This window comes from Serratia grimesii (assembly GCF_900186025.1).
Taxonomy (GTDB): domain Bacteria; phylum Pseudomonadota; class Gammaproteobacteria; order Enterobacterales; family Enterobacteriaceae; genus Serratia; species Serratia grimesii.
Genome location: NZ_LT883155.1, coordinates 2,223,990 through 2,250,897, shown reverse-complemented (window position 1 = coordinate 2,250,897; position 26,908 = coordinate 2,223,990). Strand labels below are relative to the sequence as shown.

Annotated in this window: 23 protein-coding genes; 15 read left to right on the top strand and 8 right to left on the bottom strand. The window is 53.1% G+C overall.

The genetic code is table 11. The features are described from left to right. The first annotated feature begins 14 nt into the window (after nt 1–14). From SGBXF1_RS10635 to SGBXF1_RS10620, 4 genes are all read left to right on the top strand, one after another. Complete coding sequence (locus SGBXF1_RS10635) at nt 15–1,301, top strand: hypothetical protein (protein WP_061807578.1); 1,287 nt, start codon at nt 15–17, stop codon at nt 1,299–1,301. A gap of 64 nt (nt 1,302–1,365) precedes the next feature. Beyond that, the gene (gene hxpB, locus SGBXF1_RS10630; protein ID WP_037422533.1) at nt 1,366–2,031 is read left to right on the top strand and encodes a hexitol phosphatase HxpB; all 666 of its coding nucleotides are present in this window, start codon (nt 1,366–1,368) and stop codon (nt 2,029–2,031) included. 401 nt (nt 2,032–2,432) lie between these two features. Further along, complete coding sequence (locus SGBXF1_RS10625; RefSeq protein WP_037422530.1) at nt 2,433–2,981, top strand: metal-dependent hydrolase; 549 nt, start codon at nt 2,433–2,435, stop codon at nt 2,979–2,981. A gap of 183 nt (nt 2,982–3,164) precedes the next feature. Beyond that, nucleotides 3,165–4,556, top strand: coding sequence for an L-cystine transporter (locus SGBXF1_RS10620; protein ID WP_186428343.1), 1,392 nt, complete (start codon nt 3,165–3,167; stop codon nt 4,554–4,556). Between the two features lie 65 nt (nt 4,557–4,621). Here the strand turns inward: SGBXF1_RS10620 and phnX are convergent, their stop codons facing one another. Together phnX and phnW are read right to left on the bottom strand one after the other, a co-directional pair. Next, nucleotides 4,622–5,431, bottom strand: a complete 810-nt coding sequence (gene phnX / locus SGBXF1_RS10615; protein WP_186428342.1) for a phosphonoacetaldehyde hydrolase — start codon at nt 5,429–5,431, stop codon at nt 4,622–4,624. Nucleotides 5,432–5,439: 8 nt separating this feature from the next. Further along, complete coding sequence (phnW, locus tag SGBXF1_RS10610) at nt 5,440–6,543, bottom strand: 2-aminoethylphosphonate--pyruvate transaminase (protein WP_186428341.1); 1,104 nt, start codon at nt 6,541–6,543, stop codon at nt 5,440–5,442. Nucleotides 6,544–6,686: 143 nt separating this feature from the next. On the opposite strand from phnW, the gene phnR reads away from it, so the two are divergent. Continuing rightward, nucleotides 6,687–7,409, top strand: coding sequence for a phosphonate utilization transcriptional regulator PhnR (phnR, locus tag SGBXF1_RS10605; protein ID WP_186428340.1), 723 nt, complete (start codon nt 6,687–6,689; stop codon nt 7,407–7,409). A gap of 61 nt (nt 7,410–7,470) precedes the next feature. Here the strand turns inward: phnR and kdgR are convergent, their stop codons facing one another. Then, complete coding sequence (kdgR, locus tag SGBXF1_RS10600; protein WP_037422517.1) at nt 7,471–8,262, bottom strand: DNA-binding transcriptional regulator KdgR; 792 nt, start codon at nt 8,260–8,262, stop codon at nt 7,471–7,473. 226 nt (nt 8,263–8,488) lie between these two features. Here kdgR and SGBXF1_RS10595 point away from each other — a divergent pair, with 226 nt between their 5' ends. After that, nucleotides 8,489–9,883 carry an MFS transporter gene (locus tag SGBXF1_RS10595; RefSeq protein WP_037422514.1) on the top strand — a complete coding sequence of 465 codons (1,395 nt, stop codon included), beginning with the start codon at nt 8,489–8,491 and terminating at the stop codon, nt 9,881–9,883. A gap of 48 nt (nt 9,884–9,931) precedes the next feature. Here the strand turns inward: SGBXF1_RS10595 and htpX are convergent, their stop codons facing one another. The 5 genes from htpX to SGBXF1_RS10570 form a co-directional block, all read right to left on the bottom strand. After that, nucleotides 9,932–10,810, bottom strand: coding sequence for a protease HtpX (htpX, locus tag SGBXF1_RS10590; protein WP_012144856.1), 879 nt, complete (start codon nt 10,808–10,810; stop codon nt 9,932–9,934). A gap of 196 nt (nt 10,811–11,006) precedes the next feature. Beyond that, complete coding sequence (locus SGBXF1_RS10585; RefSeq protein ID WP_238321026.1) at nt 11,007–11,390, bottom strand: DUF4260 domain-containing protein; 384 nt, start codon at nt 11,388–11,390, stop codon at nt 11,007–11,009. A gap of 100 nt (nt 11,391–11,490) precedes the next feature. After that, the gene (prc, locus tag SGBXF1_RS10580; RefSeq protein ID WP_130380398.1) at nt 11,491–13,527 is read right to left on the bottom strand and encodes a carboxy terminal-processing peptidase; all 2,037 of its coding nucleotides are present in this window, start codon (nt 13,525–13,527) and stop codon (nt 11,491–11,493) included. Nucleotides 13,528–13,546: 19 nt separating this feature from the next. Continuing rightward, nucleotides 13,547–14,257: an RNA chaperone ProQ gene (gene proQ / locus SGBXF1_RS10575; protein WP_061807583.1), complete on the bottom strand. Its 711-nt coding sequence runs from the start codon at nt 14,255–14,257 to the stop codon at nt 13,547–13,549. Nucleotides 14,258–14,352: 95 nt separating this feature from the next. Next, nucleotides 14,353–14,850: a GAF domain-containing protein gene (locus tag SGBXF1_RS10570; RefSeq protein ID WP_186428339.1), complete on the bottom strand. Its 498-nt coding sequence runs from the start codon at nt 14,848–14,850 to the stop codon at nt 14,353–14,355. A gap of 538 nt (nt 14,851–15,388) precedes the next feature. On the opposite strand from SGBXF1_RS10570, the gene yebS reads away from it, so the two are divergent. The 9 genes from yebS to SGBXF1_RS10525 all read left to right on the top strand — a co-directional run bounded on the left by yebS (nt 15,389) and on the right by SGBXF1_RS10525 (nt 26,877). After that, nucleotides 15,389–16,636 carry a membrane integrity lipid transport subunit YebS gene (yebS, locus tag SGBXF1_RS10565; protein ID WP_037422578.1) on the top strand — a complete coding sequence of 416 codons (1,248 nt, stop codon included), beginning with the start codon at nt 15,389–15,391 and terminating at the stop codon, nt 16,634–16,636. Beyond that, entirely contained in the window at nt 16,605–19,235 is a 2,631-nt protein-coding gene (locus tag SGBXF1_RS10560; protein ID WP_037422506.1) for a PqiB family protein, read from the top strand. Before yebS ends, SGBXF1_RS10560 begins: the two co-directional genes overlap by 32 nt. Before the next feature lie 105 nt (nt 19,236–19,340). Continuing rightward, entirely contained in the window at nt 19,341–20,780 is a 1,440-nt protein-coding gene (gene rsmF / locus SGBXF1_RS10555) for a 16S rRNA (cytosine(1407)-C(5))-methyltransferase RsmF (protein WP_037422503.1), read from the top strand. Nucleotides 20,781–21,067: 287 nt separating this feature from the next. After that, nucleotides 21,068–21,604, top strand: a complete 537-nt coding sequence (locus SGBXF1_RS10550; RefSeq protein ID WP_037422500.1) for a Csu type fimbrial protein — start codon at nt 21,068–21,070, stop codon at nt 21,602–21,604. Nucleotides 21,605–21,607: 3 nt separating this feature from the next. Beyond that, nucleotides 21,608–22,108 carry a Csu type fimbrial protein gene (locus tag SGBXF1_RS10545; RefSeq protein ID WP_037422498.1) on the top strand — a complete coding sequence of 167 codons (501 nt, stop codon included), beginning with the start codon at nt 21,608–21,610 and terminating at the stop codon, nt 22,106–22,108. After that, nucleotides 22,108–22,644 carry a Csu type fimbrial protein gene (locus SGBXF1_RS10540; RefSeq protein WP_130380390.1) on the top strand — a complete coding sequence of 179 codons (537 nt, stop codon included), beginning with the start codon at nt 22,108–22,110 and terminating at the stop codon, nt 22,642–22,644. Before SGBXF1_RS10545 ends, SGBXF1_RS10540 begins: the two co-directional genes overlap by 1 nt. 20 nt (nt 22,645–22,664) lie before the next feature. Then, nucleotides 22,665–23,429 (top strand): fimbrial biogenesis chaperone, encoded by a 765-nt coding sequence (locus SGBXF1_RS10535; RefSeq protein ID WP_037422492.1) that lies wholly within the window; start codon nt 22,665–22,667, stop codon nt 23,427–23,429. Nucleotides 23,430–23,511: 82 nt separating this feature from the next. Continuing rightward, nucleotides 23,512–25,923, top strand: coding sequence for a fimbria/pilus outer membrane usher protein (locus tag SGBXF1_RS10530; RefSeq protein WP_420329904.1), 2,412 nt, complete (start codon nt 23,512–23,514; stop codon nt 25,921–25,923). Nucleotides 25,924–25,944: 21 nt separating this feature from the next. Continuing rightward, nucleotides 25,945–26,877, top strand: a complete 933-nt coding sequence (locus SGBXF1_RS10525) for a Csu type fimbrial protein (RefSeq protein ID WP_037422490.1) — start codon at nt 25,945–25,947, stop codon at nt 26,875–26,877. Nucleotides 26,878–26,908 lie beyond the last annotated feature (31 nt).

Sequence of the window (26,908 nt, the reverse complement as noted above, 5' to 3'; positions counted from 1 at the left end):
AGACGGGAGCCCGCATGATTCGCCTGATTATCTTATTGCTGGGTGCGAAGGCACTGCACAGCCAGCGACGCATGTTGGTGCTGTTTGGCTGGTTTTGGATAGCTGTCGGTGCACTGATGCTGTTCGACGTTTTGCAGGACGGCCGCTCCGTACTGGCATTGGATGCACTGGCGGTACTGTTGGCGCTCGAAGGACTGGTGGCCATTTCCGCCGCACTGGTGGTTGGCTCCTCCGCCAGCCGCCCGGTATTGTTGAAGGGGCTCGGCTTCTTGTTTCTGGCCTTTCTAGTGCTGGACGTGCCAGCCGACGATAACATCGTCGCCACTCTGGTATTTGGCAGCGCGTTGCTGCTCGACGGTGCCGTGCGAATTGCCTCTTCCACGGTCATCCAACACAGCCGCTGGAAGACAGTCGCATTGGCAGGGGGTGGCGAAATCCTGCTTTCATTGATGATTTTTATCGGCTGGCCCGTACCTCACCGGATGACGGTGCCTTTTTGCCTCGGTGTGATGATTCTGCTTTCCGGTTGGGCACTGTTACGTATTGCCCGACGGTTAGAGACTTTTGCACTGAATAAGAACCACGAGCCAGCACACCCCACGTCTTCGGGGACAGATGAAGCCACCCCACTCACCCTGTATATCTGGACGCCGATAGGTTCAGCAAAAGATGCCCGCCGACGTTACATCGTCGATCGCTACATCGCTGCCGTCGACGGCAACGGTAATATCTCTACCGGTCACGCCGCCCTGGCGCTGGCACCGGACGTATATATCAGCCATTACCCACTTAACGATATCAGCCAGTCTGCACAGGACTTTCGCCAGTTGCTGCATTCCGGCGAGAAAAACAACGTTGACGGCCGCTTTCTACCGGACTTGCAACAAGAAGTAGCAGCCTGGTGCCCACCGGACAAGAAAATTCAGTTCCATCGCTATAATCCCACGGCGCTACGCGCGTTCTGGCAGCGCTATCATCAGGACTCCACCTACAATCTGACCCGTCGTAACTGTTCCACCACGGTCATTTTGGCGCTCGACAGTGCACTGGAAGGCGTGCTGGGCGATAAACATCTGTGGCGGCGCTTCCTGTTGCTGATACTCGATCCTAACTTGTGGATGCTCGCGGTCCTGCGTAGCCGTGGAGAAAGCATGACCTGGACACCGGGGTTGGTGCTGGATTATGCACGGATGCTACAGCAAGTTACCGAACGTCAACACCAGCGCTGGTGGCCAAAATTGCAGGACATGTGGCGGATTCTGCGCTACGGCAAAGCTCAACCGCGCAGGCAAAAGTTTTAGTCTCATCACGGGCGATGGTAAAGTGTCGGGCACATTCACCGGCGTCGGCAGGAGTTAACCGCTAATGGCCTATTCGCAACGTATTGAAACCGCTATTTTTGATATGGACGGTTTATTGATTGATTCAGAACCTCTGTGGCTACAGGCGGAACTGGATATCTTTGGCGCACTGGGGCTGGATTTATCTGACCGCCACAAATTGCCAGATACCCTGGGTCTGCGCATCGATCTGGTGGTGAAAATGTGGTACCAAGCCATGCCGTGGCAAGGCGCTTCACAGGAAGAGGTTTCCGGTCGGATTATCGAGCGTGCCATCGAGTTAGTCCGTGAGAGACGGCCATTACTGCCGGGCGTACAGCAAGCGTTGGAGCTGTGCCGCAGTCTGGATCTGAATATCGGTTTGGCTTCGGCTTCGCCACTGCACATGCAGCAGCAGGTGCTGAAGATGTTTGATCTCGAAGGCTACTTTGACCAACTGGTATCCGCCGAATATTTGCCTTACAGCAAACCGCATCCGGAGGTGTATCTGATCGCCGCCGAACGCCTCGGCAGCGATCCGCTGCACTGCATTACGCTGGAAGATTCATTTAACGGTATGATTGCCACCAAGGCCGCGAGAATGCGTTCAATTGTTATCCCTGCGCACGAATACCGGCACGATGCACGCTGGGCATTGGCGGACCATAAGCTGGAAAGTCTCGAACAGCTGACACCCGACCACCTGGCGTAATCTTCATGGCATCGGTTTACCCCGATGCCATGATGCATGTCTTTGCCCCACCTAAAACGCACCAGTTAATTTATAAAACCCGCCTTTCGTCATAAAATAAATAAAACGTTATTTCATTTTTATTGAGTTACTGTGCCGCCCTCTTTATGCTGGAGCAATAAGAAAGTACCGGGCGTTTGGCGCAGGCTGTCACTGCCACACACCCTAACCCTACCGCCCGGCGCTTTCTCCCGCGTTACAAACCCTGTCCTGGAAAAATGGCCGATAATTAATCATTGAGAGGCAACAAGCCTTTGTAAAACCGGGTAAAATAAACAATTGGTTACAGGGTAACTGCTTCCACTACTGGGAATTTTCCCATATACTGGATAAATTAACAGTTTATCAGCCGGAACAGCAGTATGACCGCGGAAGGACATCTTATTTTCTCTGTCGCTTGCGCGATTTTCGCCAAGAAGGCCGAGGTAACACCGGAGCTGGCCACCGGCGACTGGTGGCATATCATCCCTGCCGCGCTGTTGACGTCGTTACTCCCCGATATCGATCACCCCAAATCGGTGCTGGGTCAGCGCCTGCGCTGGATTGCCATTCCCATTTCACGCGCATTTGGCCACCGTGGCTTTACCCATAGCTTACTGGCGATCGCGGGTGGGATGGCGTTGTTCCAGCTTGATGTACCGCGCAGCTGGCCTATCCCTCCCGATGTACTGCACGCTATGATCATTGGTTACTTCAGTCACCTGCTGGCAGATATGCTTACCCCTGCTGGTGTGCCCTTACTTTGGCCCTGCCGTTGGCGTTTTCGCTTGCCACTGCTCAATTCTCAGAAAGGCAATCAACTTGAGCGTGCTCTGTGTCTATGCCTGGTGGCTTTCGCTATCTATTGGCAAGGCGGGTGCACCATCCCAGTGCAGTCATATTTTGAGCAAATAAAAAATATCAGACTGTGATCACAAAAAAGTGGCCACTTAATACCCATTGAGTACATTAATTAAACAAATTAATGCGCGGAGTTATATCAAATTCCATTTGGATATAAGTGAGCCACTGCGCAAACTGTTACGATATTTAGTATTGCTACGCCATGGTGCATAGCCATTTTTATATAAGAAAAAATATTGGAGACATTGGGGATGAATCTTCCGCTCGTTATTAACGTGGTGATTTTTGTCGCCCTCCTTTTGCTGTTGGCGCAAACCCGCCATAAGCAATGGAGTCTGGCGAAAAAAGTACTGGTCGGCCTGGTCGTGGGCGTGGTGTTCGGTCTGGCACTGCAACTGGTATACGGCTCGGACAACCCGGTACTGAAAGAATCCATCAGCTGGTTCAACATTGTCGGTAACGGCTATGTGCAACTGCTGCAAATGATTGTGATGCCGCTGGTATTCGCCTCTATTCTGAGCGCGGTTGCCAAGCTGCATAACGCCTCTTCTTTGGGCAAAATCAGCTTCCTGACTATCGGTACCCTGTTGTTCACCACGCTGATTTCGGCACTGGTGGGCGTGCTGGTGACCAACCTGTTTGGCCTGACCGCTGAAGGTCTGGTACAAGGGGCGCAAGAAAGCGCGCGTCTGTCAGCGATCCAAAGCAACTACGTGGGCAAACTGGCTGATCTGACCGTACCGCAGATGGTGCTGTCCTTCATTCCTAAAAACCCGTTTGCCGATCTGACCGGTGCCAGCCCAACGTCGATCATTAGCGTGGTGATCTTCGCGACCTTCCTCGGTGTGGCGTCGCTGCAACTGCTGAAAGACGACAAGCCTAAAGGCGAACGCGTGCTGGTGGCGATTGATACCCTGCAGGCCTGGGTAATGAAGTTGGTACGTCTGGTGATGAAGCTGACGCCATACGGCGTATTGGCGCTAATGACCAAAGTGGTCGCCAGCTCTAACGTCCACGATATCATCAAACTGGGTAGCTTCGTCGTCGCCTCATATCTGGGTCTGGCGATCATGTTTGCAGTGCATGCCGCCCTGTTGGCATTCACCGGCGTTAACCCGCTGAAGTTCTTCCGCAAGGTATGGCCGGTCATCACTTTCGCCTTTACCAGCCGCTCCAGCGCTGCCAGCATTCCACTTAACGTGGAAGCGCAGACCCGTCGTCTGGGCGTTCCGGAATCCATTGCCAGCTTCTCGGCCTCGTTCGGCGCCACTATTGGCCAGAATGGCTGTGCGGGCTTGTACCCGGCGATGCTGGCAGTCATGGTTGCCCCAACCGTCGGTATTAACCCGCTGGACCCGGTGTGGATTGCCACCCTGGTCGGTATCGTCACCATCAGCTCTGCTGGTGTTGCCGGTGTGGGTGGCGGTGCAACCTTCGCCGCACTGATCGTTCTGCCGGCAATGGGCCTGCCAGTTACCCTGGTTGCCCTGCTGATCTCGGTTGAACCGCTGATCGACATGGGTCGTACTGCACTGAACGTTAACGGTTCTATGGCTGCCGGTACCATCACCAGCCAGTTGATGAAGCAAACTGACAAGTCCATTATGGACAGCGAAGACGAAGTCGAACTGGCTCACCAGTAAATTTCGTCAGCACTAAAAAAACCGGGGCTTTCATCAGCCCCGGTTTTTTTATGTTTGCGAAACGACTATGGCCGTTCGCCACTCGCCAACCGCTGATTGATTTCGGCAATCACCCCCGGCAGTTGTGCTAATGTATCAATCACATAGTGTGCCCCAGCAGCATACAGCTTGTCCGCCGCCAGCTTTCGTCGCCGTTCAATCTCCGCACCACCCATTTGCTGGTATTCTTCCCAGGTAGCGCCGAATTCGTTACCAGACAGAGCCAACCCGATGCTCCACATTCCCGCGTTGATGCCTTCACTGATACCTGGCACGGCGTCGTCCACCTTAACGCAATGCGCCACAGCATCAATACCCAGCATAATCACGTTTTGCAACGCCATCCACGGACCGGGACGGCCGCCAACGGCCAAATCATCCGTCGCCACCCAGTGGTCCGGAGCATAACCACGCTGCGCCGCCGCAGGTGCCAGCACCTCCATTACCGCACGTGGATAACCCGAGCACGAGCCAATCTTGATCCCTTGTGCACGTAACGCTGCAATCACCTGCGGAACCCCCTCAATGGGGTCGGCAAAGTCGACGACCTTGGCAATTTGCAACGGCATAAAGGCTTGGTATAACCTATCAATATCTTGATGACTCATAGAACGGCCGAGCTGTTGCTGCCAGCGTGCATCTATCGCCGGCAGTTTACCCAAGGCTTCAATGTGCTGCCATTTGCCCAACCCCATTGGAACACGTGCTTCAGCCAAGCTAATGTCGATATCAAAGGTCCGCTTAAAGGCCTCGACAAAAATCTGCGTCGGCGCAAAAGAACCAAAGTCCACCGTCGTGCCAGCCCAATCGAGAATCACTGCATTAATCTGGTTCATACTTATCCTTATCGCTCCCAGTACATTGCCTGCCCGACCGCGGCCAGCAAACGGTCTATATCCTGCGGATACACTTCGCCAATGTTGCCAATACGGAAGCAATCGCTCTGCGATACCTTCCCTGGGTAAATAACGAAGCCCTGTTGCTTCAGGCGCTGATAGAACTCTGAGAAACGGTAACTTTCTGCCTTAGGCGAATAAAAGGCAGTGATGATCGGTGAGTGAAGTTCGTCATCCAGCAACGTTTCAAACCCCAGTGCGCGCATCCCTGCGACTAAACGTTGCTGGTTAGCGCAGTAACGGGCGTTACGCGCATTAATGCCCCCTTCTTGCTCCAGCTCGCGCAGCGCCTGCGCAAAAGCCAGTAAGGTGTGAGTGGGCGATGTAAAACGCCATTTGCCGGCGTTATCTTCCATGCAGCGCCACTGGGCATACAAGTCCAGCGACAGCGAACGGGAACGTCCAATGCACTTTTCCAACTCGCGATGTCGGGCTATCACAAAAGCAAAACCCGGCACGCCCTGAATGCATTTATTGGCAGAGCTGATCAGATAATCAATGCCCAATGCATCCACATCCAGCGGAATACCACCGAAACTGCTCATTGCGTCCACAATCAACGTTTTACCATTACGCGCCGCCAAGCCCGAGATTCGCTGCAGCGGATTGAGCATTCCCGTCGTGGTTTCGCAATGCACCATGGCGATATGGCTGATACGCGTATCGCTTTTCAGCACCGCTTCCATTGCGTCCACATCCGGCTCGTTCACTTCACCGCAGTTAAATGCATGGTGATTGATGTCCATCAACCTGGCCATTTCAACCATGCGTGCACCGTAAGCGCCGTTGTTGACGATCAACAGTTTGTCCTGTGGGCCAATCACCGTTCCCAACACCGCTTCTACGGCAAAACTGCCACTGCCCTGTAATAACACCGAGGTGTAGCCTGTTGATTGAGTCGCCAACCCCACCAACTGCTGACGGATGCTCTGCACTACACCCAGGTTGTAATCTTCATCCCAGGTACAGCTATCGAACAACATGGCCTCTTTCACCGTTTTTGACGTGGTCAGTGGTCCAGGCGTTAACAACAGGTAATTATGTTCAGACATTTCATTCACCCAATTGGTCTATACCAGATTGCGGTATAGTGGCGGTAAATTTACGCTCGGGTCAAACGACAACCGCAGCTGAAACAAAAAATTCATCTGCGCATGTATAATGAGCACGTGCCGAAATGTCATAGCGAGTTGAAATGAAAGAGCATCAGAGCGAGATACCCCACTACCTGCAAATCAAGGATCAGTTACAGGCGCGTATCACCCTTGGCGAGTTACAGACGGGTGATAAACTGCCTTCTGAGCGCGAGTTGTGCGCTATTTTCTCCACAACCCGGGTCACCGTCCGTGAAAGTCTGGCGCAACTGGAAGCGACCGGGGCCATTTACCGTGCCGATCGCCGGGGGTGGTTTGTGACGCCAGAACGGCTGTGGTTGGATCCGACGCAGAACACCAACTTTCACCGGCTGTGTCAGGAACAAGGGCGCATGGCTCGCACCGCACTATTATCCGCTGAAAAAACCACGGTACCGCATGACGTGATGCAACCGCTGGCATTATCGCCATCAGATAAAATCTATCTGCTACGTCGTGTGCGCTATGCCGATGACCGGGCAATTTGTTACTGCGAAAACCACTGTCTGCCCGAACGAGTGCCGGAATTACTTCGCCGAGATCTCAATGGCAGCCTGACCGAAATTTATCAGCAACACTACAACCTGACCTACCACAAAATGCATCTGTCGTTTTACCCAACCGCTCTGCCACACAACGCCGCAACCGCATTGGGTGCGATGGTTGGCCTGCCGGCCCTGCTACTGCGACGATTGAATTACGATCAGCAAGGCCGCATCCTCGATTTCGACATCGAATATTGGCGTCACGACAGCCTGCGTATTGAGGTCGATACGCAAATGTAAGCCCAAAATAAAAAGGCGCGGCCGTGAATGGCTACGCCTTTAAGTCCTCGGACAGACAGGATCAGAATGGGTAGTCGTGGTAACCCATTTGCTCGGAAATGTTACGCGCGGCGGTATGCAGACGTTGGATGTAATCTGCTCTGGCGTCTTCGGAGTAACGAATTGAAGGGAACGAAATGCTCAGACCCGCAGTGACCACACCAAAGCGGTCAAATACCGGCACCGCAATACAGCGCAGCCCTTCTTCTTGCTCTTCGATGTCTTCACCCACACCCTGTTCACGCACCTGATCCAACAACGACAGCAGCGCGGTGGCGTCGGTCAGGGTGTTCGGGGTACTGCGGGTAAATTCAATCTGAGACAGGATTTGGGCTACTTCCGCCCGGTCACGCCAGGCCAGCAGCACTTTACCGATTGCGGTGCTGTGCAGAGGGTTACGCCGGCCAATGCGCGAGTACATACGCAAGTTATACATGGCGTCGATTTTATGGATATAGACAATGCTATCTTCATCCAATGCCCCAAGGTGAATGGCTTCACGGGTGTGATGCGACAACTCACGCATTTGGACATCAGCGCTGCGAATAAGATCAACGCTCTGTAACGACTTGGCGCCCAGTTCAAACAGTTTCAGAGTAAGCGCATATTTTTCCGACTCGTCTTCCTGCGACACATAGCCCAAGGACTTCATGGTTTGCAAAAAACGGTAGACGGTACTTTTGGACATCATCACCCGCTGGGAAAGCTCAGTAATGCCGATCTCGCGTTCCTCGCCCAGCGCCTGCAAGATACCAAAAACCTTTAGCACAGATGACACGGCATCCGGTTGCTTATCTGGATCTGCGTTAACCATATATCCTACCCAGCTTCTGTTTTTAAGAAATTTGAACAAGAGTTTCAGTATACGCGGTACCTCAGAGACCATGCAATCTAGCCAAGGGATAAATGCCTGAGAAGGAAAGGGTTCGGCGTTTTGCTCTCATTGGTTATTACAATTGCGTGCGAAACTGTGGATGCAATCGCAGACGAATATGATTAGCATGGTAATACTCCCCCGAATTAATACCGCCGAGATCAACATGCGTCCTTGTACTGACGGCCTCCCCGTCCCGCAGCGCTATGGGGCTATCCTTGCCATTGCCTTGGGCATTACTGTTTCAGTGCTCGACGGTGCGATTGCCAACGTGGCACTGCCAACCATCGCCCGTGATCTGAATGCCAGTCCAGCCAGCTCCATCTGGGTAGTGAACGCCTATCAGTTGGCCATTACCATTTCACTGTTGTCGTTGGCCTCACTCGGTGACTTGATTGGCTATCGCCGAATCTACCAGGCTGGCCTGTTGGTTTTCAGTATTACGTCACTGTTTTGTGCCCTGTCCGACTCACTGACGACACTGACCATTGCCCGCGTTCTGCAAGGTTTTGGTGCCGCCGCCATCATGAGCGTCAACACCGCATTGATCCGCATTATCTATCCGCAGCGTTTCCTTGGGCGTGGTATGGGCATCAACTCGCTGATTGTCGCCTTTTCCTCAGCGGCAGGCCCCACCGTAGCAGCGGCGATCCTGTCTGTTGCGTCCTGGCAATGGTTGTTTGCCATCAACCTGCCGATCGGCATCGTTGCGCTGTTGTTGGGGATGAAATATCTCCCGGCCAATAGCCAGAAAAGCACTAACCAGCGTTTTGATCCGACTAGCGCCGTGATGAACGCTCTGACCTTTGGGTTGTTGATTACCGCTATCAGCGGCTTTGCTCAAGGCCAGAGCCTGACATTGATTTTCAGTGAAATCGCTGCATTGCTGGTGATTGGCTTCTTCTTCGTTCGCCGTCAGTTGCGTCAGGAATTCCCCTTGCTGCCAGTAGATCTGCTGCGCATCCCCATTTTTGCACTGTCGATGGGCACTTCAATTTGTTCGTTCGCGGCACAGATGTTGGCAATGGTCTCGTTGCCTTTCTTTCTGCAAAGCACGTTAGGTCGTGATGAGGTCGCCACCGGGTTGCTGCTAACGCCCTGGCCGTTAGCAATTATCGTCATGGCACCACTTGCAGGGCGGCTGGTAGAACATATCCACGCCGGGCTGCTGGGATGTATCGGCCTGGCGGTATTTGCATTGGGGTTGTTCCTGCTGGCGATGCTGCCGCATAACCCGTCAGATCTGGATATTATCTGGCGTATGGTTCTGTGCGGTGCCGGTTTTGGGTTGTTCCAATCGCCCAATAACCACACGATTATTTCCGCCGCCCCACGTAACCGTAGCGGCGGTGCCAGCGGTATGCTCGGTACTGCACGGTTGTTGGGGCAAACTTCTGGCGCTGCATTGGTGGCGCTGATGTTTAACCTGTTCCCCACCTCCGGTACTCACGCCTCATTGATCCTGGCAGGCACCTTTGCCACTTTGGCGGCGGCGGTCAGCAGCTTGCGTATTACCCAACCGCGAGCACAACCGGCAGAAAGTCAGCAACAAGCCAAATAGCAGGCATAAAAAAACCCCGGCTTGCCGGGGTTTTAAACGTTATCAGGACTACTTCAGGTACTGACCTGAACGCAGCGCTTCGATACGCTTATCGAGCGGCGGGTGCGACATGAACAGTTCGCTGAACGACTTGGATTTGCCGTTGATGCAAAATGCCATCATGTTGCCCGCTTCCTGCGGCTCGTAACTGGTTTTCAAACGTTGCAATGCCGCAATCATCTTCTCGCGACCAACCAGTTTGGCAGAGCCGGCATCGGCGTAAAACTCACGGTGACGTGAGAACCACATGGTGATGATGCTGGCCAAGATGCCGAACACCAGTTCCAATACCATCGACACACCGAAATAGATCATCGGGTTACCGTTACCTTCCCCTTCGCCGTCACGGTTGCCCAGGAAGCCTGCGGCCGCCTGTGCGATCAGACGTGAGATAAAGATTACGAAGGTGTTCACGATGCCCTGAATCAGCGTCATGGTGACCATGTCGCCGTTGGCAACGTGGCTGATTTCGTGGGCAATAACCGCTTCTGCTTCGTCACGGCTCATGCTCTGCAACAGACCGGTGCTGACAGCAACCAGCGACGCATTACGGCGTGCCCCCGTAGCAAAGGCGTTAATATCCGGTGCATGGTAAATCGCCACCTGCGGCATGGCGATGCCTGCCTGTTGTGACTGACGGCGTACTGTTTCCAGCAACCAGTTTTCAGTTTCGTTACGCGGTTGTTCAATCACTTCCCCGCCAACGGAGCGCAGCGCCATCCATTTAGACATCAGCAATGAGACAAACGAACCGCCGAAGCCGAACAGACCAGCCATGATCATCAGGCCCTGAACGCTACTGGATTGGATTCCCGTCAGGCTGAGTACCAGCCCGAAAACCAACATCACCGCCAGGTTGGTGAGCAGGAACAGAGCTATACGCATCATAAAATGTTTACTTCCTCATAAATGTTAACAAAACGCTGTCTCGGATACCCTAGATCGTATGGGCATTCGTCACAGTTTCAAGAGTTGCACGCCATTAACCTACTAAAAATACGAAACTTTACAAAAATGGTGTGCAAGCAATGCTTTTCAAATTGTAAACGATTGTTGCGTAAAGCGGTGGGTTTTCTACGGAAATTCAGCGCTGTTTGCTATTCAAACGCCCGAGGTGGGTATAAACGAACCCTTCAGCGTATTTCAGCCCATAACCCAACGTGCGGTCAAAGCCGATATGCGCACACCAAATCAGTGCCACCATCAACCAAACCGGCTGTTGGAACCATACAAACACCAGCCCACACAGTATTGGACCTATATAGGAATGTGCGATGTTATACCCTATCGCCCCGGCCTTTTTACCCCGTGTATAGGCGAGAAATGAAATGTCAGGCAGCAGAAAACAACCGGCAAATACCCACCAACTATAGTGTTGGTAATGATATATCGCGACAGACAGGCTCAGAACCAGCAGCGCTTCAAGCCGCAGCAGGATACGCATCGTAGGCGTTAGGTTGCTCATCATATTGACCCCACCGCGTGTTTAACGTCGACAAGCGCCTCAGGAGCGCCCATTAAAAAACGCACCCGAAGGTGCGCTTTTCATTTACTGATGTTCGACTGCGTTACTTTGCCGCCGCTGGCTGCGCCTGGTCAAGGTGCGCCAGATCCAGTGCGATATGCACTGTTTCATCCAGGTATGGGTCTGGTTCCTGGTAATCCTTCGGCAGATCATCCAGTGACTTCAGCGGCTTCTTACCGGCTCGCTGCAGACGGTCATTAATACGCTGCAGGCGGGTAGCATCATCATCGTGGTTCTCTTTCTCACGCTGGGCGAGATTGAGTGAAACGATGTTACGCTTGTCCTTCAGTGCCTTGTAATGCGCGATATCCTGCGCGATGTACTGGAACTCAGGATCCTTCGCGATACGCTGATCATGATCTTTCAGCAATTCAGGCTCGAACGGCTTCAAATCCCCGGTTTTAGTGTAGGTCGCAGCATTGATGCTGTCCCATGGCATCGCGTTATCTTCAAACGCTTCGCCGGTTTCTGCTGGATCAACGCCGGTTGGCATCAGGATATCCGGCGTCACACCCTTACGTTGAGTACTGCCGCCATTTACGCGATAGAACTTCTGAATGGTGTACTGCACAGAGCCCAGGGCCGGCCATTCAGGACGCAGCATCTGATCGTAAATACGGTTCAGCGAACGGTACTGCTGAACAGTACCTTTACCGAAGGTTGGTTCACCGACGATCAATGCGCGGCCGTAGTCCTGCATTGCCGCAGCAAAAATTTCGGATGCCGAGGCGCTGAAACGGTCAACAAGTACCACCAGCGGTCCTTTGTAATAGGTCACGCCATCGGTGTCTGCGTCTTCACGCACTTTACCGTTGTTGTCACGTACCTGCACAACCGGACCACTCGGAATGAACAGACCAGACAGCGACACCGCCTCAGTCAGAGCACCACCACCGTTCGTACGCAGATCGATGATCAGGCTCTTGACGTTTTGCTTGGCCATTTTCTGCAACTGCACTTTCACATCATCGGTCAGGCCAACGTAGAAGCCGGGAATATCCATCACCGCAACTTTCTCATTGCCAACAGTCTTGATGGTCATTTTCACTGCACGGTCTTCCAGACGGATACGCTCACGGGTCAGTGTAACCACCCGCGTTTTAGTACCCTTGCCTGCTGGCAGGATATCCAGGCGCACTTTGCTGCCCTTTGGCCCTTTGATCAGGGAAACCACGTCATCCAGACGCCAGCCGATCACATCAACCATAGGTTTGCCTGCCTGGCCAACGCCAACAATACGGTCACCCACGGTGATCGCCTTGCTCTTCGCCGCTGGGCCACCTGGCACCATGGAATTGATGAGGGTGTAATCGTCATCCATCTGCAACACAGCACCAATGCCTTCCAATGACAGGCTCATTTCGGTATTGAACTGTTCGGTGTTGCGAGGAGAAAGGTAGTTGGTATGTGGGTCGATTTCATGCGCAAAGGCATTCATCACCAGTTGGAATACGTCTTCGCTGTTGCTTTGCGTCAGGCGCTTAATCGCGAACTGATAACGCTTGGTCAGCGTATCGCGTATTTCCTTGTCGGTCTTACCGGTAAGCTTAAGGTTCAGCTCGTCATATTTGACTTTCGCATTCCACAAGCTGTCCAGTTCGGCCTTGTCTTTCGGCCACGGCGCCTTGCTGCGGTCGAGATCGATAGTGTCGTTGCCGGTGAAGCTCATTGGCTTTTCCAGCAGCGATAAGGCATAGGTAAAACGCTCAAAACGGCGTTTCTGAGCCAGATTGTACAGCGCGTATGGTGTATCCAGCTTACCGCTTTTCAGTTCTTCGCCAAGCTGATTGCGCTTGTTAGCGAATTGCGCCACGTCAGAGGCCAACAACACATTATGGTTGTAGTCCAACATATTCAGGTAACGATCGAATATCTTGCCTGAAAAGTCCGCGTCGAGGGAAAACTGGCGGTAATGAGAGCGAGTGAAGCGCGAAGTTACGCGCTCACTCACAGTAGCATGTTGCGGTTCCTGCTGAAGCTGAGGCAGTTGATCGATGCGGATGTTGGCTGTGTCCGCTCCGTAACTTACACCTGCCCACAACAGACCCGCGACTGCTGTTAATCTGACAAATTTGTTCATGCCTTGGTTGGCCTCCGTATCAGAACTGCAAGTGTTCTGCGCGCACAATCATCGCCAGACCGGAAGAGAGCTGCACACGTACGCCATCTTTAGCGATTTCGAGTACGGTAGCATCCATCGCGCTCTTGCCTGCTCTGACTTTGATTTCTTGGCCAATTTGCAGTTTAGAGATATCCGTGACTGGCACATGACGCTGCTGGCTTTCCTCTTTTACTGGGCGAGGTTGGCGAGCTGGCTGTGGGCGAGTTTGTGGGCGCGGCTTGCGGTTCTCCGGTGCGGCTCCACCTTCACGACGCACGGCAGGCTTTTTACCTGCTGGGCGCGGACGGCGTGGTTCCGCATCGGCTGATTCACCGGCAGCTTCACGTTTTTTCGCGTTTTGTTCGGCACGTTGTGCCTGAACGCGCGCTTTCGCTTCTTCAAGCTGTTGACGGGCATGATCGACATGCTGCTGTTCCAGCTCACCGCACGGATTACCGTCCAAATCGACGCGCTGTGCGCCAACTTTGACGCCGTACAGATAACGCCAGCTTGAGGTGTATAGGCGCAGAGCAGAACGCAATTGCGTTTTACTCAGGTTTTCTTCCCCTTGAACACGCTCGACCAGATCCTGAAAAATACCGATTTTCAACGGGCGAGCTTCGCCCTCGGCGCTAAAGCAGAGCGGAAAACGCTCGGCAAGAAAAGCAATGACTTCTTTACTAGAGTTCAACTTAGGTTGATTTTCCATGAAATTTCCTGATTACAACGGGTTTGCCAACCAGCGCAGGCATGAACAGGCGTCATTATAATGACGCCATCGGTAAATGCCACGTTAACCGTAGATCAACTTGCTGCCACAGTGACATATTTCGCACTATCACACTGTTCCAGCTGCGCGCAAAGCCCCGCCACCACTGCTTCCAGGCCCCTTTCGTCCTGTTCGTCGAAACGTTGATAAACTGTGCTGTCAATATCAAGAACGCCGATAATCTGACCGCTAACATTCAGCGGCAGCACAATTTCTGCATTACTGGCCGCGTCACAGGCGATATGTCCCGGGAACGCGTGGACATCGCCAACGCGTTGAACGCGGTTTTTCGCCACTGCGGTACCGCATACGCCTTTACCCACCGGAATACGCACACAGGCGATTTTTCCCTGGAACGGACCGAGCACCAGTTGCTTACCGTCGATCAGGTAAAAGCCGGCCCAATTCACGTCGTCAAGACGCTCGTTGATCAACGCACTGGCGTTGGACAACGCAGCGATAAAGTTGGTTTCCCCGTCGAGCAGCGCACATAAATCACGTTTTAAATCTGTGTAGAACTCTTCTTTAGTCATTTGTTAACCATGGTTTTCTATTCCTGCGCCTAATATAAAGAAACACAGGGGTCAGTCATAATGCGCATGAGCGACAAGAGATTTGATTTTCTATTGTATATCATGCAGGTAGTTTTGCTGTCTTGCCATTTTTCTGTAGGCTGACCCTCAGCATAATTGCTATTACATCGGGTTGTCCAAACCAATCATGAGACGTTTTGAAACAACAAGTTAGCCCGGCAGTCACCTTGTCGAGTGACGTAAGTTTTATTCTTTTTATATCAATGTATTGGATACCCCCCGGTGGCAGTTATTAAGCCATTGTCCAACCTGCACAATCACGCAATTGATCCCCCGTGCTATAAGCATTAAATGCCAATAGCCCTAGGGTTGTTGAACTGTTGCTTCACAAACCCCTGTCGGGCAAGGTATGTTTGCCTCGCAGAAACCCTGTTTACCCTGCGTTGCCGCCCTGAGCTTTATCATCAGCAGGTTATACCAGGTTTATTTTTCAGCTACGCTATGAAATCCGGCGGGCTTTAGGGCAGCTTTTGTCATGATGAAAATACACGCGATCACCGCACCACTTTCCAAAGCTCGCCACCAACGTTGTTGCGAATGTGACCTGCTATTCGTGTTACCGCCACTCAGCGGTAACCAGGCAGCTTACTGCCCGCGTTGCGAGGCAAAAGTAGTGAGTGGCCGCGACTGGTCAATGACCCGACTCACCGCCATGGCAGTCACGATGCTGCTATTAATGCCATTCGCTTTCAGTGAACCACTGATCAGTATCCGTTTGCTGGGCGTGCGTATCGACGCCAGCCTGCTGGAAGGTATCTGGCAGATGAGCCGTCAGGGCGATCCCATCACCGCCAGTATGGTGGCATTCTGTACCATTGGCGCCCCGTTGACGCTGGCGCTGTCACTGCTTTACCTGCGGTTTGGTCATGCACTGGGCATGAATTTGCGGCCGGTTCTGCTGATGCTGGACCGATTGAAAGAGTGGGTCATGCTCGATATTTACCTGATTGGCATGGCGGTTGCGACAATCAAGGTCAAGGAATACGCCGACATCCAGGCAGGCAGCGCGCTGATTGCGTACCTGTTGCTCACCTTGCTCAGTATCCTCACGCTGATCCATGTCAACCTGGAGCAATTATGGGAGCGTTATTACCCGCAGGAACAGCCAGAAGGCCCCCCGGCGGCACTGCATGTCTGTTTGTCGTGCCATTTCACCGGCTACCCTGACGAACGTGGCCGCTGTACACGCTGCCATGTTCCGATGTGCCATCGTCAGCCGTATAGTTTGCAAAAAACCTGGGCGGCCCTGATTGCAGCAATGATTTTGCTGATCCCGGCCAACCTGTTGCCTATCTCAATTATTTACGCCAATGGTGCGCGTTTGGAAGATACCATCTTCTCTGGCGTCGTCTCGCTGGCAACCTCTGGCAATGCGCCCATTGCCGCAATCGTCTTCATTGCCAGCGTACTGGTACCCTTTACCAAGGTCATTGTGTTGATTACGTTGCTGTTCAGCATTCATTTCAAGACCTCGCACAGCTTGAAAACACGTATCCGTCTGCTGCGGCTGGTGACCTGGATCGGGCGCTGGTCGATGCTCGATCTGTTTGTTATTGCGTTAATGATGTCGCTGGTGAATCGCGACCAACTGTTATCTTTTACTATGGGACCAGCGGCCTTTTACTTTGGGTCTGCGGTTATTTTAACTATTCTTGCCGTAGAGTGGCTGGATAGCCGATTGATTTGGGATGCACATGCAACAGGAAACGCCGAATACACCGACTGAGGCGCGGGTCAAAAACAAGCGCCGTATTTCGCCATTCTGGTTACTGCCATTTATTGCTCTGCTGATCGCGGGGTGGTTGGTCTATAACAACTTCCAGGAGCGTGGCACCACAGTAACCATAGACTTCCAGTCTGCGGCGGGCATCGTCGCCGGGCGTACTCCTGTGCGCTATCAGGGGGTAGAAGTCGGTACCGTGCAGAGCATCAGCCTGAGCAAGGATCTGCGCAGCATCGTGGTCGAAGCCAGTATCAAAAGTGACCTCGAAGACTCACTACGCGACGGCACCCAGTTTTGGCTGGTAACACCAAAAGCCTCGCTGGCCGGTGTTTCGGGTCTTGATGCCCTGGTCGGTGGTAACTATATCGGCATGATGCCAGGCAGCGGGCAACCGCAAACCCACTTTACCGCGCTCGATACCCAGCCCAAGTACCGGCTCAACACCGGCGAACTCATGATTCATCTGCACGCAGACGATCTCGGTTCACTGAATACAGGTTCGCTGGTGTACTACCGTAAAATTCCCGTCGGCAAGGTGTATGACTACACCATCTCCGAAGGCAATAAAGGCGTCACTATCGACGTGCTGATCGATCGCCGCTTTGCCAACCTGGTGAAAGGCAGCAGCCGTTTTTGGAATGTGTCGGGCTTCAAAGGCGATTTTAGCCTGGCAGGCGCGTCAGTAGAGATGGAAAGCCTGACAGCCTTGGTCAATGGCGCCATTGCCTTTGACTCACCGCTCGACAGTCCACAAGCTAAAGCCGATCAAAGCTATACCCTGTATCCCGATTTAGCGCACAGCCAGCGTGGCGTCAACATCACTCTGGATCTGCCGAGCGGCAACAATCTGACCGAAAACAGAACTCCGCTGATTTACCAAGGGTTACAAGTGGGTACCCTGACCAAGCTCACCTTACAGCAAGACAGCAAGGTCACCGGCGAGCTGACTATCGATCCCTCGGTTGTGGATTTGATGCGTAGTGGCACACGGATCGTCATGCGCAGCCCGCGCTTGAGCCTCAACGACGCCAAGCTCAGCCAACTGTTGACGGGCAATACATTAGAGCTGGTGCCGGGTGAAGGTGAACCACAGCAGCATTTCAACGTTCTGGATAGCAGTGAAACACTGTTACAACAACCGGGCGTCCTGACCGTGACGCTCAATGCACCGCAAAGCTATGGCATCGACGTTGGTCAGCCGCTGGTCGTGCATGGCGTCAAGGTTGGTCAGGTAATGAGCCGCGCTCTGACCGCCAACGGTGTGGTGTTTACTGCCGCCATTGAAGCGCAATATCGTAGTCTGTTGCATAAAGACAGTAAGTTCGTGGTCAATAGCCGCGTTGACGTCAAACTGGGACTCGACGGAATGGAGGTTCTTGGCGCCAGTGCCCAGGAATGGCTGGACGGTGGCGTGCGTATCATTCCCGGCAGCAAGGGCGACCCCATCAGCCAGTATCCGTTATATGGCAATAGCGAAAAAGCAGAGGCTGGCATCATCGGCAATAGCCCGACCCCCACCCTGACACTGACGGCTGTCAGTCTGCCAGACGTACAGGCGGGATCGGTGGTGTTGTATCGTAAATTCCAGGTGGGCGAGATTGTTAACGTCCGCCCTAAAGCCAACGAATTTGAGGTCGATGTTTATATCAGCCCGGAATACCGTAAGCTGCTGACTAACGAAAGCATTTTCTGGGCCGAAGGCGGCGCCAAAGTGCAATTGAACGGCAGCGGTCTAACGGTTCAGGCATCGCCACTCAATCGTGCGCTGAAAGGGGCCATCAGTTTCGACAATCTGCAAGGTGTGACGCTGGACAAAGGCGCCAAACGCGTGTTGTACGCCACAGAAACCGCCGCCCGTGCAGTAGGCAGCCAGATTATCCTGAAAACCTATGACGCAAGTAAACTGTCACCAGGCATGCCACTGCGCTATCTCGGCATTGATATCGGCCAGGTAGATTCATTAAAACTGGCTCCTGAACGCAATGAAGTCCTGGCTAAAGCGGTGCTGTACCCGGAATACGTGCAAACCTTCGCGCGTCTGGGCAGCCGTTTCTCCATCGTATCTCCGGAGATTTCCGCTGCCGGGGTGAGCAACCTCGATACCCTGCTACAACCCTACATTAACGTTGAACCGGGACGGGGCCGCGAACTGCGCAGCTTTGAACTGCAGCAAGCCAGTATCACCGACTCACGTTATCTGGACGGTCTGAGTGTCATCCTCGATGCAGCAGAAACCGGGTCGCTGCAAATCGGCACGCCGGTATTGTTCCGCGGTGTGGAAGTCGGCACTGTCACAGGTTTCTATCTGGGTACCATGTCCGATCGCGTTCACGTCGCGCTACGTATCAGCAAGAAATACCAGTATCTGGTGCGTAACAACAGCGTGTTCTGGCTAGCCTCTGGCTATAACCTGCAGTTCGGTCTGACCGGTGGCGTAATCAAGAGTGGGACATTCCAGCAGTTCATTCGCGGCGGTATTGCATTCGCCACACCGCCAAGCATTCCTTTGGCACCGAAGTCGACGCCGAACAAGCACTTTATGCTGAATGCTGAAGAGCCGAAAGACTGGAAAACCTGGGGTACCGCTATCCCTAAAGAGTAATTTCGCGACACCGTCAGGGGCTCAGCAAAATGCTGGGCCCCTACTGTTCTCAGGTTTGTGATAAACTCCCGCCCTTATTTTGACTGCTGCCAGAGAGCTCACCCCGTGGCCAAACCTGCCTCCGTTTTTTTGCCGCCCGCTTTTCTCGACGCGACGCGCGCCATCATGCCCGCCGACCTGTCGATGGACGACTTTATTGCCGCCTGCCAACGCCCATTACGCCGCAGCCTGCGGGTCAATACCCTGAAGATCAGTGTTGCTGACTTTCTGTTGTTGGTGCAGGACTATGACTGGCAGTTGGAGCCGATTCCCTGGTGTACGGAAGGCTTTTGGATCGAACGTAAAGATGAGGAGTTGCGTTTGGGCAGCGCGGCAGAGCATCTGAGCGGCCTGTTTTACATTCAGGAAGCCAGCTCAATGCTGCCGGTCACTGCCCTGTTCGCCGACACTGAAACACCACGGCGTGTCCTGGACGTCGCTGCTGCACCGGGTTCCAAAACCACCCAAATTGCAGCCTTGATGAATAATCAGGGCGGTATCGTGGCTAACGAATACTCCGCCAGTCGGGTAAAAGTACTGCACGCTAACATCAGTCGCTGTGGCGTGAAAAACGTGGCGCTAACACACTTTGACGGTCGGGTCTTCGGCGCTGCGCTGCCGGAAAGCTTTGACGCCATATTGCTCGATGCTCCATGCTCCGGTGAAGGTGTCGTGCGTAAAGATCCGGACGCCATGAGCAACTGGTCGCTGGAAAGCGTTGCCGCCATAGCTGACACCCAGCGCGAATTGATCGACAGTGCCTTCCATGCTTTGGCCCCCGGCGGCGTGATGGTCTACTCGACTTGCACACTAAACACGCAAGAAAACCAGCAAATCGTCAACGGGCTGATTGCAGCCTACGGCGATGCAGTCAGCATTGAACCGCTGGGTGATCTGTTCCCCGACGCTAAACGGGCGCTAACTGCCGAAGGCTTCCTGCATGTGTTCCCACAAATCTACGACAGCGAAGGCTTCTTCGTGGCACGTTTGCGTAAGCACCACTCTGTTGCTCCGCTCGCAAAACCAAACTATAAACTGGGTAAGTTTCCGTTTACCCCGCTTTCCGCTAAAGACTCGGCAGACATTGCTCAGGCAGCTGCCGCATCCGGGCTGGCCTGGGATGAAACCAGTCGTCTGTGGGCACGTGATAAGGAGATTTGGCTGTTCCCAGCGGAGCTGGAAGCACTGGTCAATAAGGTACGATTCTCACGCATCGGGCTGAAATTGGCCGAACGTTTCACCAAGGGTTACCGCTGGCAGCACGAAGCCGTCATCGCCTTAGCGATGGACAATAGCAAACAGCGTTTTGAACTGGATGCTACGCTGGCGCAAGAGTGGTTCCACGGCCGAGATCTGTACCCAGAGCCACCGCCGCAGACCGATGAATGTATTGTCACCTACCAACAACAACCGATAGGTATCGCTAAACGCATTGGCAGCCGGATAAAAAACAACCTGCCGCGCGAACTGGTTCGTGACGGCGTGTTGGATTTCCACCAACAATAAACCCATTCTCGCCCTGACTGGCCGGTTAATTCCCGGCTGGTTAATCCTCCTAATAATATTCCTATACGTAAATATTATTATTCTAATCATTTCCATAACCAAGCATTATCCCCCTGACAGGCTGACAGATAGCGACATCTTTCAAAAACAAAGAAAATTTTCGATCTTTCACCAAGACAATTCCGAGTTCTTATTCTATTAATTAAGCTGTAAATAAATTAATGCGTTTAACCCATTTTCGGGTGGCGACTTTGTGGGGTTCTCCCTTACACAGCAAGGAAACTAATATGAAAAAGATTCTGATGGCATTGACCTCGGTAGCCACCCTGCTGTGCGCAAATGGCGCAGCTAACGCAGGCACAATTCAGGGGACACTCGGTGTCTCACTAACCATCGGTAATGGTTGCGTCGTCACCGGCGGTACTTCTACTGGCACCGTCAACAACTTCGGTTCTATCAGTTTCGGTACCTACTCCTCACTGTCTAACATTATCACCGCCAGTTCCACTGGCACCGCCGGCGCGGGCAGTTCTATTGGGCTGAACTGCACCGACGGCACGGCGTACACCGTCGCATTGGATAACGGTTTAAACGCCTCCAGTGGTCAACGCCGAATGGCCAGCAGCGTCCCTGCCTACATCAGCTATAACCTCTATCAGGATGCTGCACATACTCAAACCTGGGATAACACAACAAACGTATTAGCCGGGACAGGTACTGGAGCGGTAGTTCCCTTGACGGTCTATGGCCTGGTACCGGCCGCAGGCACCACGCCAGCCGCCGGAGCTTATAACGACACGGTAACCATGACGGTAACCTGGTAACCCATGCGCCTGGCTGGTGCCTGCCTGCTCTTATTGGTTGCTATAAATTGCCGCGCTGATGTGAAAACGGCCACGGTTACAGTCAACGCCACACTGGTTAAATCCTGTGTGGCGGGGACCACCAGCGGTGGCAATACCAGTTTTGGTACGCTTAACTTCGGCACCGTGTATTTCCTTAATACCGCTGTACAGGTCACCGGGCAGCAGAACTCCGGGGCCTTGCAGGTAAATTGCAATAATGGAACCAGCTATACCGTGTTGCTTAACGGTGGACAGAGTGGGAATACGGCGGCGCGTTATATGCAGAGCACTGCTGGCGCAAAAGTCAGTTATAACCTCTATACCAACGCTGCCCATACTGTGGTTTGGGACAACGTGACCGGCGTGTCGATGACAGCCACCGGACAAACGACCTGGCTACCGGTGTATGGCTTGGTTCCCGCGCAAACAACCCCCGCTACCGGTAACTACTCCGATACGGTGCAGGTGACAATAAATTGGTAATGAAAAGCGCGAAGACCTGCTTGCTGTTAGCCGGCCTGATAAGCGCCGGTGAGGCTTCTGCCGACACCGTCAGCCAAGCCTTTACGGTTAATGCCTCCATTATCAAAGGCTGCGTATTGGGGAGCGGTGTGACCGATGTTACGACATTCGGCACCCTGAGTTTCGGTCAGGTCTCTTCGCTCAGCAGCAATATCAGCATTGTATCCAGTGCCGGAGCTGGCTCGGTAGTGATTCGCTGCAACCCAAATGTAAGCGTCACACTGGCGCTGAATGTAGGCAGCAATGTGACCGGATCCATTTCGGCCGGCCGAAAATTACAAAACGCGACCACGTTGGAAACGCTGGTGTACCAACTCTACCAGGACAGTAACTACTCAACCATTTGGGGAGACGGTACCAACGGTGGCACCGTACATACAGTGTCCAGCACCGGCAGCACACAAGAAATCAAAATGTATGCCCGTTTAATGTCGACCAGTATCCTGCCCACCAGTGGCACCTATAGTGATACGGTCTTATTAACAGTGACTTATTAAGCTTTAACAAGGATCACACTATGCGAACCGCCTTTAGACTGTCTTTGATGACAGCCCTCTTGCTCGCAAGCCAGCCACAAGCTTTTGCCGCCGCATCCATCCTTATCTGGCCGATTGACCCAGCCATTGAAGCCAATCAACCGGCCACCGCGCTCTGGTTGGAGAATCGCGACAGCAAAACCGTTTATATGCAAGTACGTGTTCTCGGGTGGCAACAGATTAACGGTAAAGATGACTACCACAACCAGAGTAACGTGGTCGCCAGCCCGCCGGTTGCCACTATCGCCCCTGGCAAGCGCCAACTTATCCGTTTAATCCGACAAACGCCGACACCGGACGGTAAAGAGCAGGCGTACCGTATTCTGATCGATGAAGTGCCGATTAAGGATCAAGACGGTACAGCCCCGGAAAAAGGGGCACAAATGGGATTAAAATTCCAAATGCGTTATTCAGTCCCCCTGTTTGTCAGCGGTAAAGGGATCTGGACCAAGCAAGATTACGAGCATCCACGTGATTATGCGACGGCCAGCCAACCACAGCTCAGTTACCGGCTGTCGCAGCAAAACAGCCAACGCTGGCTCGACGTGCGTAATACCGGTGTGGTGCATGCCCGGCTTTCACAAGTCAGCATGCAGGGCAAACTTCTCGATGCAGGATTACTGGGCTACGTATTACCGGGCTCGCAGATGCGTTTTGCCTTGCCGCCGTCAGCCAGCTTTGCTGGCGGTAAGCTACAGGCAACGGTTAACGATAATAAACAGCCAATAACTATCCCGGCCTATTGAGCCTTCGGTGCGGTTGAATCGGATACGCCCCCCTATTGGCAACGGATTGAGACTAAAACCGTTAGCCCTTGCCGTACTCTGTATGGTGGTAGACCTGTGGCTAGCAGATGCGCGAGCGGATGATCTGCCGCCGCCACCTCATGCGATCACTATGCCCGATACCACCCTCTATCTGGAGCCGGTAATCAATGGGCGGCAAACCGGCAATGTGGTCCCAATCAGCTACCGTGGCGGCCACTACTACCTCACCCCGCAGCAGTTGATCGACGCTGGCCTACCCGTGGCAGATAAGCAGGCGAAAGAGATTGCCGTCGACCAGTTGGATAAAGTGGATGTCACTTACAGTGGCGAAACCCAACAGCTGATGATTAATGTGCCCAACGACTGGCTGCCGAATCAAAACATTAGTGCCACCGATCCGGAACAACGTCTGAAAGCCCAAAGTAGCCTTGGTTTTCTATTTAATTATGATGCTTATGCCAGCCAAAGCGGCAGTGGCAATCCGGGGTATTTTTCGCTCTGGAGCGAGCAGCGATTATTCGACGGATTTGGCGTGATCGCCAATACCGGTATTTACCGTGGCAGCTTCAATAACGACAGTACAAGCGAACAAAACAGTCGTTACGTCCGTTACGACAGCTCATGGCGCTACAGTGACGAAGACAGCATGTTGAGTTACACCGCAGGCGATGTCACCACGGGTTCATTACCCTGGACAACAGCGGTCAGAATTGGCGGCCTACAACTGGCTCGTGACTTCGCCACACGTCCGGACGTGATCACCTACCCATTACCGCAGTTTTCGGGACAGGCCGCAGTGCCCACCAGTGTCGATCTGTATATCAACAGCTATAAAAATACATCGACGAATGTAAACCCAGGGCCTTTCACGCTCAATACCGTTCCCTACATTAATGGTGCCGGTCAAGCTACGGTAGTGACTACCGATGCTCTTGGCCGTCAGGTTAGCACTACCGTACCCTTTTACGTCGCCAGTAACTTGTTACAGGCTGGCATGAGTGATTTCAGTTTATCGACTGGTGCACTGCGGCAAAATTACGGTATCAGCTCGGGTGACTACGGACAGTGGGTTGCCAGCGGCAGTGGGCGTTACGGCGTCACTGATTGGTTAACTCTGGAAGGCCGTGCCGAAGGTGCCGCGGAACTGGCCGTCGCTGGCGCCGGTGCCGACGTTCGAGTTGGGCAATGGGGGGTACTCAACGCCTCTTACAGCCATAGCCAGGCAGGCAGCGACGCATTCAACGGTACCCCGCTGCCTGTGCAGATTTACTATGACCCAATCACCGGTCAGCCGATAACACCGTCTGAACCTACCGACATTTATCAATACACCAGTACGCGTGGGGATCAAACCAGTCTGGGATACACCTACAGCAATTCACTTTTCAGTCTGAACGCCCAGCGGATTTTGCGTAGTGAAGGCTACGGCGATCTTTCAGCCTATAAGAGCAGCTATCGCCTGAGTCGCCGTACCGATCAACTCACCGGAAGCATTGGACTCGATCGCTTCGGTAGCATTGGTGCCGGTTATTTCGACGTCCGCGATGCCATTGGCACCCGCACACGCCTGGTCAACTTTTCATACAGCCTTTCGCTGTGGCGTAACATTAGCTTATATGCCTCGGTAAACCGTGAAATCGGCAGCAGCGGATACAGTTCGCAAATACAACTCAGTATCCCATTCGACAGCTGGGGAACGGCCAGCGTGAGCACGACCCGCGACACCAATAATCGCTGGAGTGAACGTGTGGGTTACAGTCGTTCGGCACCTACGGATGGAGGGTTGGGATGGAACCTGGCTTATGCTGACAGCCAAGGCAGTGGCAATGATTATCGACAGGCTGACCTCACCTGGCGCACGTCACTGCTTGAAACCCGCGGAGGCCTGTATGGCAACAGCAATAACTACACTCGTTGGGGTGAAGTCAGTGGCTCTCTAGTTGCCATGAACAGCAGTTTCTATGCCACCAATACCATTAATGATGCCTTTGCACTGATTTCAACTGATGGTTATGCCGGCATCCCGGTGAGTTACGAAAACCAACGGATCGGCGTAACCAATGACAACGGCTATCTGTTAGTGCCTACCGTCACCTCGTATTACCATGCCAAATTCCAAATCGACCCTCTAAATCTGCCAGCGGATGTGACAGTTCCCTCGGTAGAAAAAACAGTAGCGGTACGAGACCACAGTGGTTATCTGGTTGATTTCCCGGTCAAACGTGTTTCAGCCGCTGACGTTGAACTGGTGGATGCGCAAGGGAAACATCTGGCCAATGGCAGCCAGGTGGCCGTTATCGGTACAAATCAGCAAAGCTATGTGGGTTGGGACGGCATGAGTTATATCGATCCGGTACAACAACATAACCGCCTGAGCGTTATTCCGGCCGATGGCGGTGCGCCATGTCAGGCCACATTCAATCTGGATAAGCCGCAAGGTATGCAACGCATCGGGCCGATCGTCTGCCAATAAACCCACACGGAGAAAAGCAATATGTATCGGGAAATCAAGATAGTTTTGGCGGCGTTGATGCTGATGTTTTGTCAACGGGCACTGGCAGACTGTACCACCACCAGCGGTACGGTAACGTTGCCCAGCAGCAGCTCTTTTGCTGTTTACAATGGGCAAATTAATGCCCAAGGCACCGCAGGGTTAAACTGCACCGGCCTTGGCCTGTCACTGCTGACGCAAAATACCGTGACGGTACAAATTGCCTCAACCACCAACTCGATGGCATTGCTTAATACCAATGGCTCAGGCGATAAAATCTCATACCTGATTTATCCCGACGCAAATTATCAGTATCCCTACACCATGGGCCAGACCATCAACTACAGCACCCTGAATCTGTTAACGCTGATCCTTATCTCGCCCAACGTCAACTTTCCGGTGTATATCAAAACGACTGCCGGTGCGAACGTCAGCGCCGGGACTTATACCGACACCATCAACCTGGTGTGGAACTACCATATCTGCGGCCTCGGTTTACTCGGTATTTGTGTCTGGTGGGACGGTACAAACCAACCCAGTACCGTCACCGTGACGGTAATTATCACCAAAAGTTGTCTGATCAATACCGCCAACAGCGTCAACTTTGGCAGTATGGCACTGGTTGGCCAATTTAATCCGATTAACCAAAGCATTACCCTCACCTGCACCAAGAGCCAGAGCTACACCACCTACTTCACCAATGGTAATAACCCGATTACCGGCTGGCGGCAGATGATTAATGGCACCACTAATTTCCTGCAGTACCAAATTTATCTGCCCAATACATCGACCGTATGGAGCAGCACCAACCCGCAAAGCGGTGCCGGCACCGGCCTGACTCAGAGCATCCCGTTCAAGGCAGCCATCAATCCGGCACAGTCCGAAGCGCCGGTCGGTACTTATCAGGACAACGTCAGTTTTGTGGTGACATATTAAAGTCATGCGGTAGCTATCGTTCGCGCATGTT

Excerpts from the sequence above, each read along its gene's own strand:
- SGBXF1_RS10635 (WP_061807578.1), top strand. The coding sequence starts at position 15 with ATGATTCGCCTGATTATCTTATTGCTGGGTGCGAAGGCACTGCACAGC.
- hxpB (WP_037422533.1), top strand. The coding sequence starts at position 1,366 with ATGGCCTATTCGCAACGTATTGAAACCGCTATTTTTGATATGGACGGT.
- SGBXF1_RS10625 (WP_037422530.1), top strand. The coding sequence starts at position 2,433 with ATGACCGCGGAAGGACATCTTATTTTCTCTGTCGCTTGCGCGATTTTC.
- SGBXF1_RS10620 (WP_186428343.1), top strand. The coding sequence starts at position 3,165 with ATGAATCTTCCGCTCGTTATTAACGTGGTGATTTTTGTCGCCCTCCTT.
- phnX (WP_186428342.1), bottom strand. The coding sequence starts at position 5,431 with ATGAACCAGATTAATGCAGTGATTCTCGATTGGGCTGGCACGACGGTG.
- phnW (WP_186428341.1), bottom strand. The coding sequence starts at position 6,543 with ATGTCTGAACATAATTACCTGTTGTTAACGCCTGGACCACTGACCACG.
- phnR (WP_186428340.1), top strand. The coding sequence starts at position 6,687 with ATGAAAGAGCATCAGAGCGAGATACCCCACTACCTGCAAATCAAGGAT.
- kdgR (WP_037422517.1), bottom strand. The coding sequence starts at position 8,262 with ATGGTTAACGCAGATCCAGATAAGCAACCGGATGCCGTGTCATCTGTG.
- SGBXF1_RS10595 (WP_037422514.1), top strand. The coding sequence starts at position 8,489 with ATGCGTCCTTGTACTGACGGCCTCCCCGTCCCGCAGCGCTATGGGGCT.
- htpX (WP_012144856.1), bottom strand. The coding sequence starts at position 10,810 with ATGATGCGTATAGCTCTGTTCCTGCTCACCAACCTGGCGGTGATGTTG.
- SGBXF1_RS10585 (WP_238321026.1), bottom strand. The coding sequence starts at position 11,390 with ATGATGAGCAACCTAACGCCTACGATGCGTATCCTGCTGCGGCTTGAA.
- prc (WP_130380398.1), bottom strand. The coding sequence starts at position 13,527 with ATGAACAAATTTGTCAGATTAACAGCAGTCGCGGGTCTGTTGTGGGCA.
- proQ (WP_061807583.1), bottom strand. The coding sequence starts at position 14,257 with ATGGAAAATCAACCTAAGTTGAACTCTAGTAAAGAAGTCATTGCTTTT.
- SGBXF1_RS10570 (WP_186428339.1), bottom strand. The coding sequence starts at position 14,850 with ATGACTAAAGAAGAGTTCTACACAGATTTAAAACGTGATTTATGTGCG.
- yebS (WP_037422578.1), top strand. The coding sequence starts at position 15,389 with ATGAAAATACACGCGATCACCGCACCACTTTCCAAAGCTCGCCACCAA.
- SGBXF1_RS10560 (WP_037422506.1), top strand. The coding sequence starts at position 16,605 with ATGCAACAGGAAACGCCGAATACACCGACTGAGGCGCGGGTCAAAAAC.
- SGBXF1_RS10550 (WP_037422500.1), top strand. The coding sequence starts at position 21,068 with ATGAAAAAGATTCTGATGGCATTGACCTCGGTAGCCACCCTGCTGTGC.
- SGBXF1_RS10545 (WP_037422498.1), top strand. The coding sequence starts at position 21,608 with ATGCGCCTGGCTGGTGCCTGCCTGCTCTTATTGGTTGCTATAAATTGC.
- SGBXF1_RS10540 (WP_130380390.1), top strand. The coding sequence starts at position 22,108 with ATGAAAAGCGCGAAGACCTGCTTGCTGTTAGCCGGCCTGATAAGCGCC.
- SGBXF1_RS10535 (WP_037422492.1), top strand. The coding sequence starts at position 22,665 with ATGCGAACCGCCTTTAGACTGTCTTTGATGACAGCCCTCTTGCTCGCA.
- SGBXF1_RS10530 (WP_420329904.1), top strand. The coding sequence starts at position 23,512 with ATGGTGGTAGACCTGTGGCTAGCAGATGCGCGAGCGGATGATCTGCCG.
- SGBXF1_RS10525 (WP_037422490.1), top strand. The coding sequence starts at position 25,945 with ATGTATCGGGAAATCAAGATAGTTTTGGCGGCGTTGATGCTGATGTTT.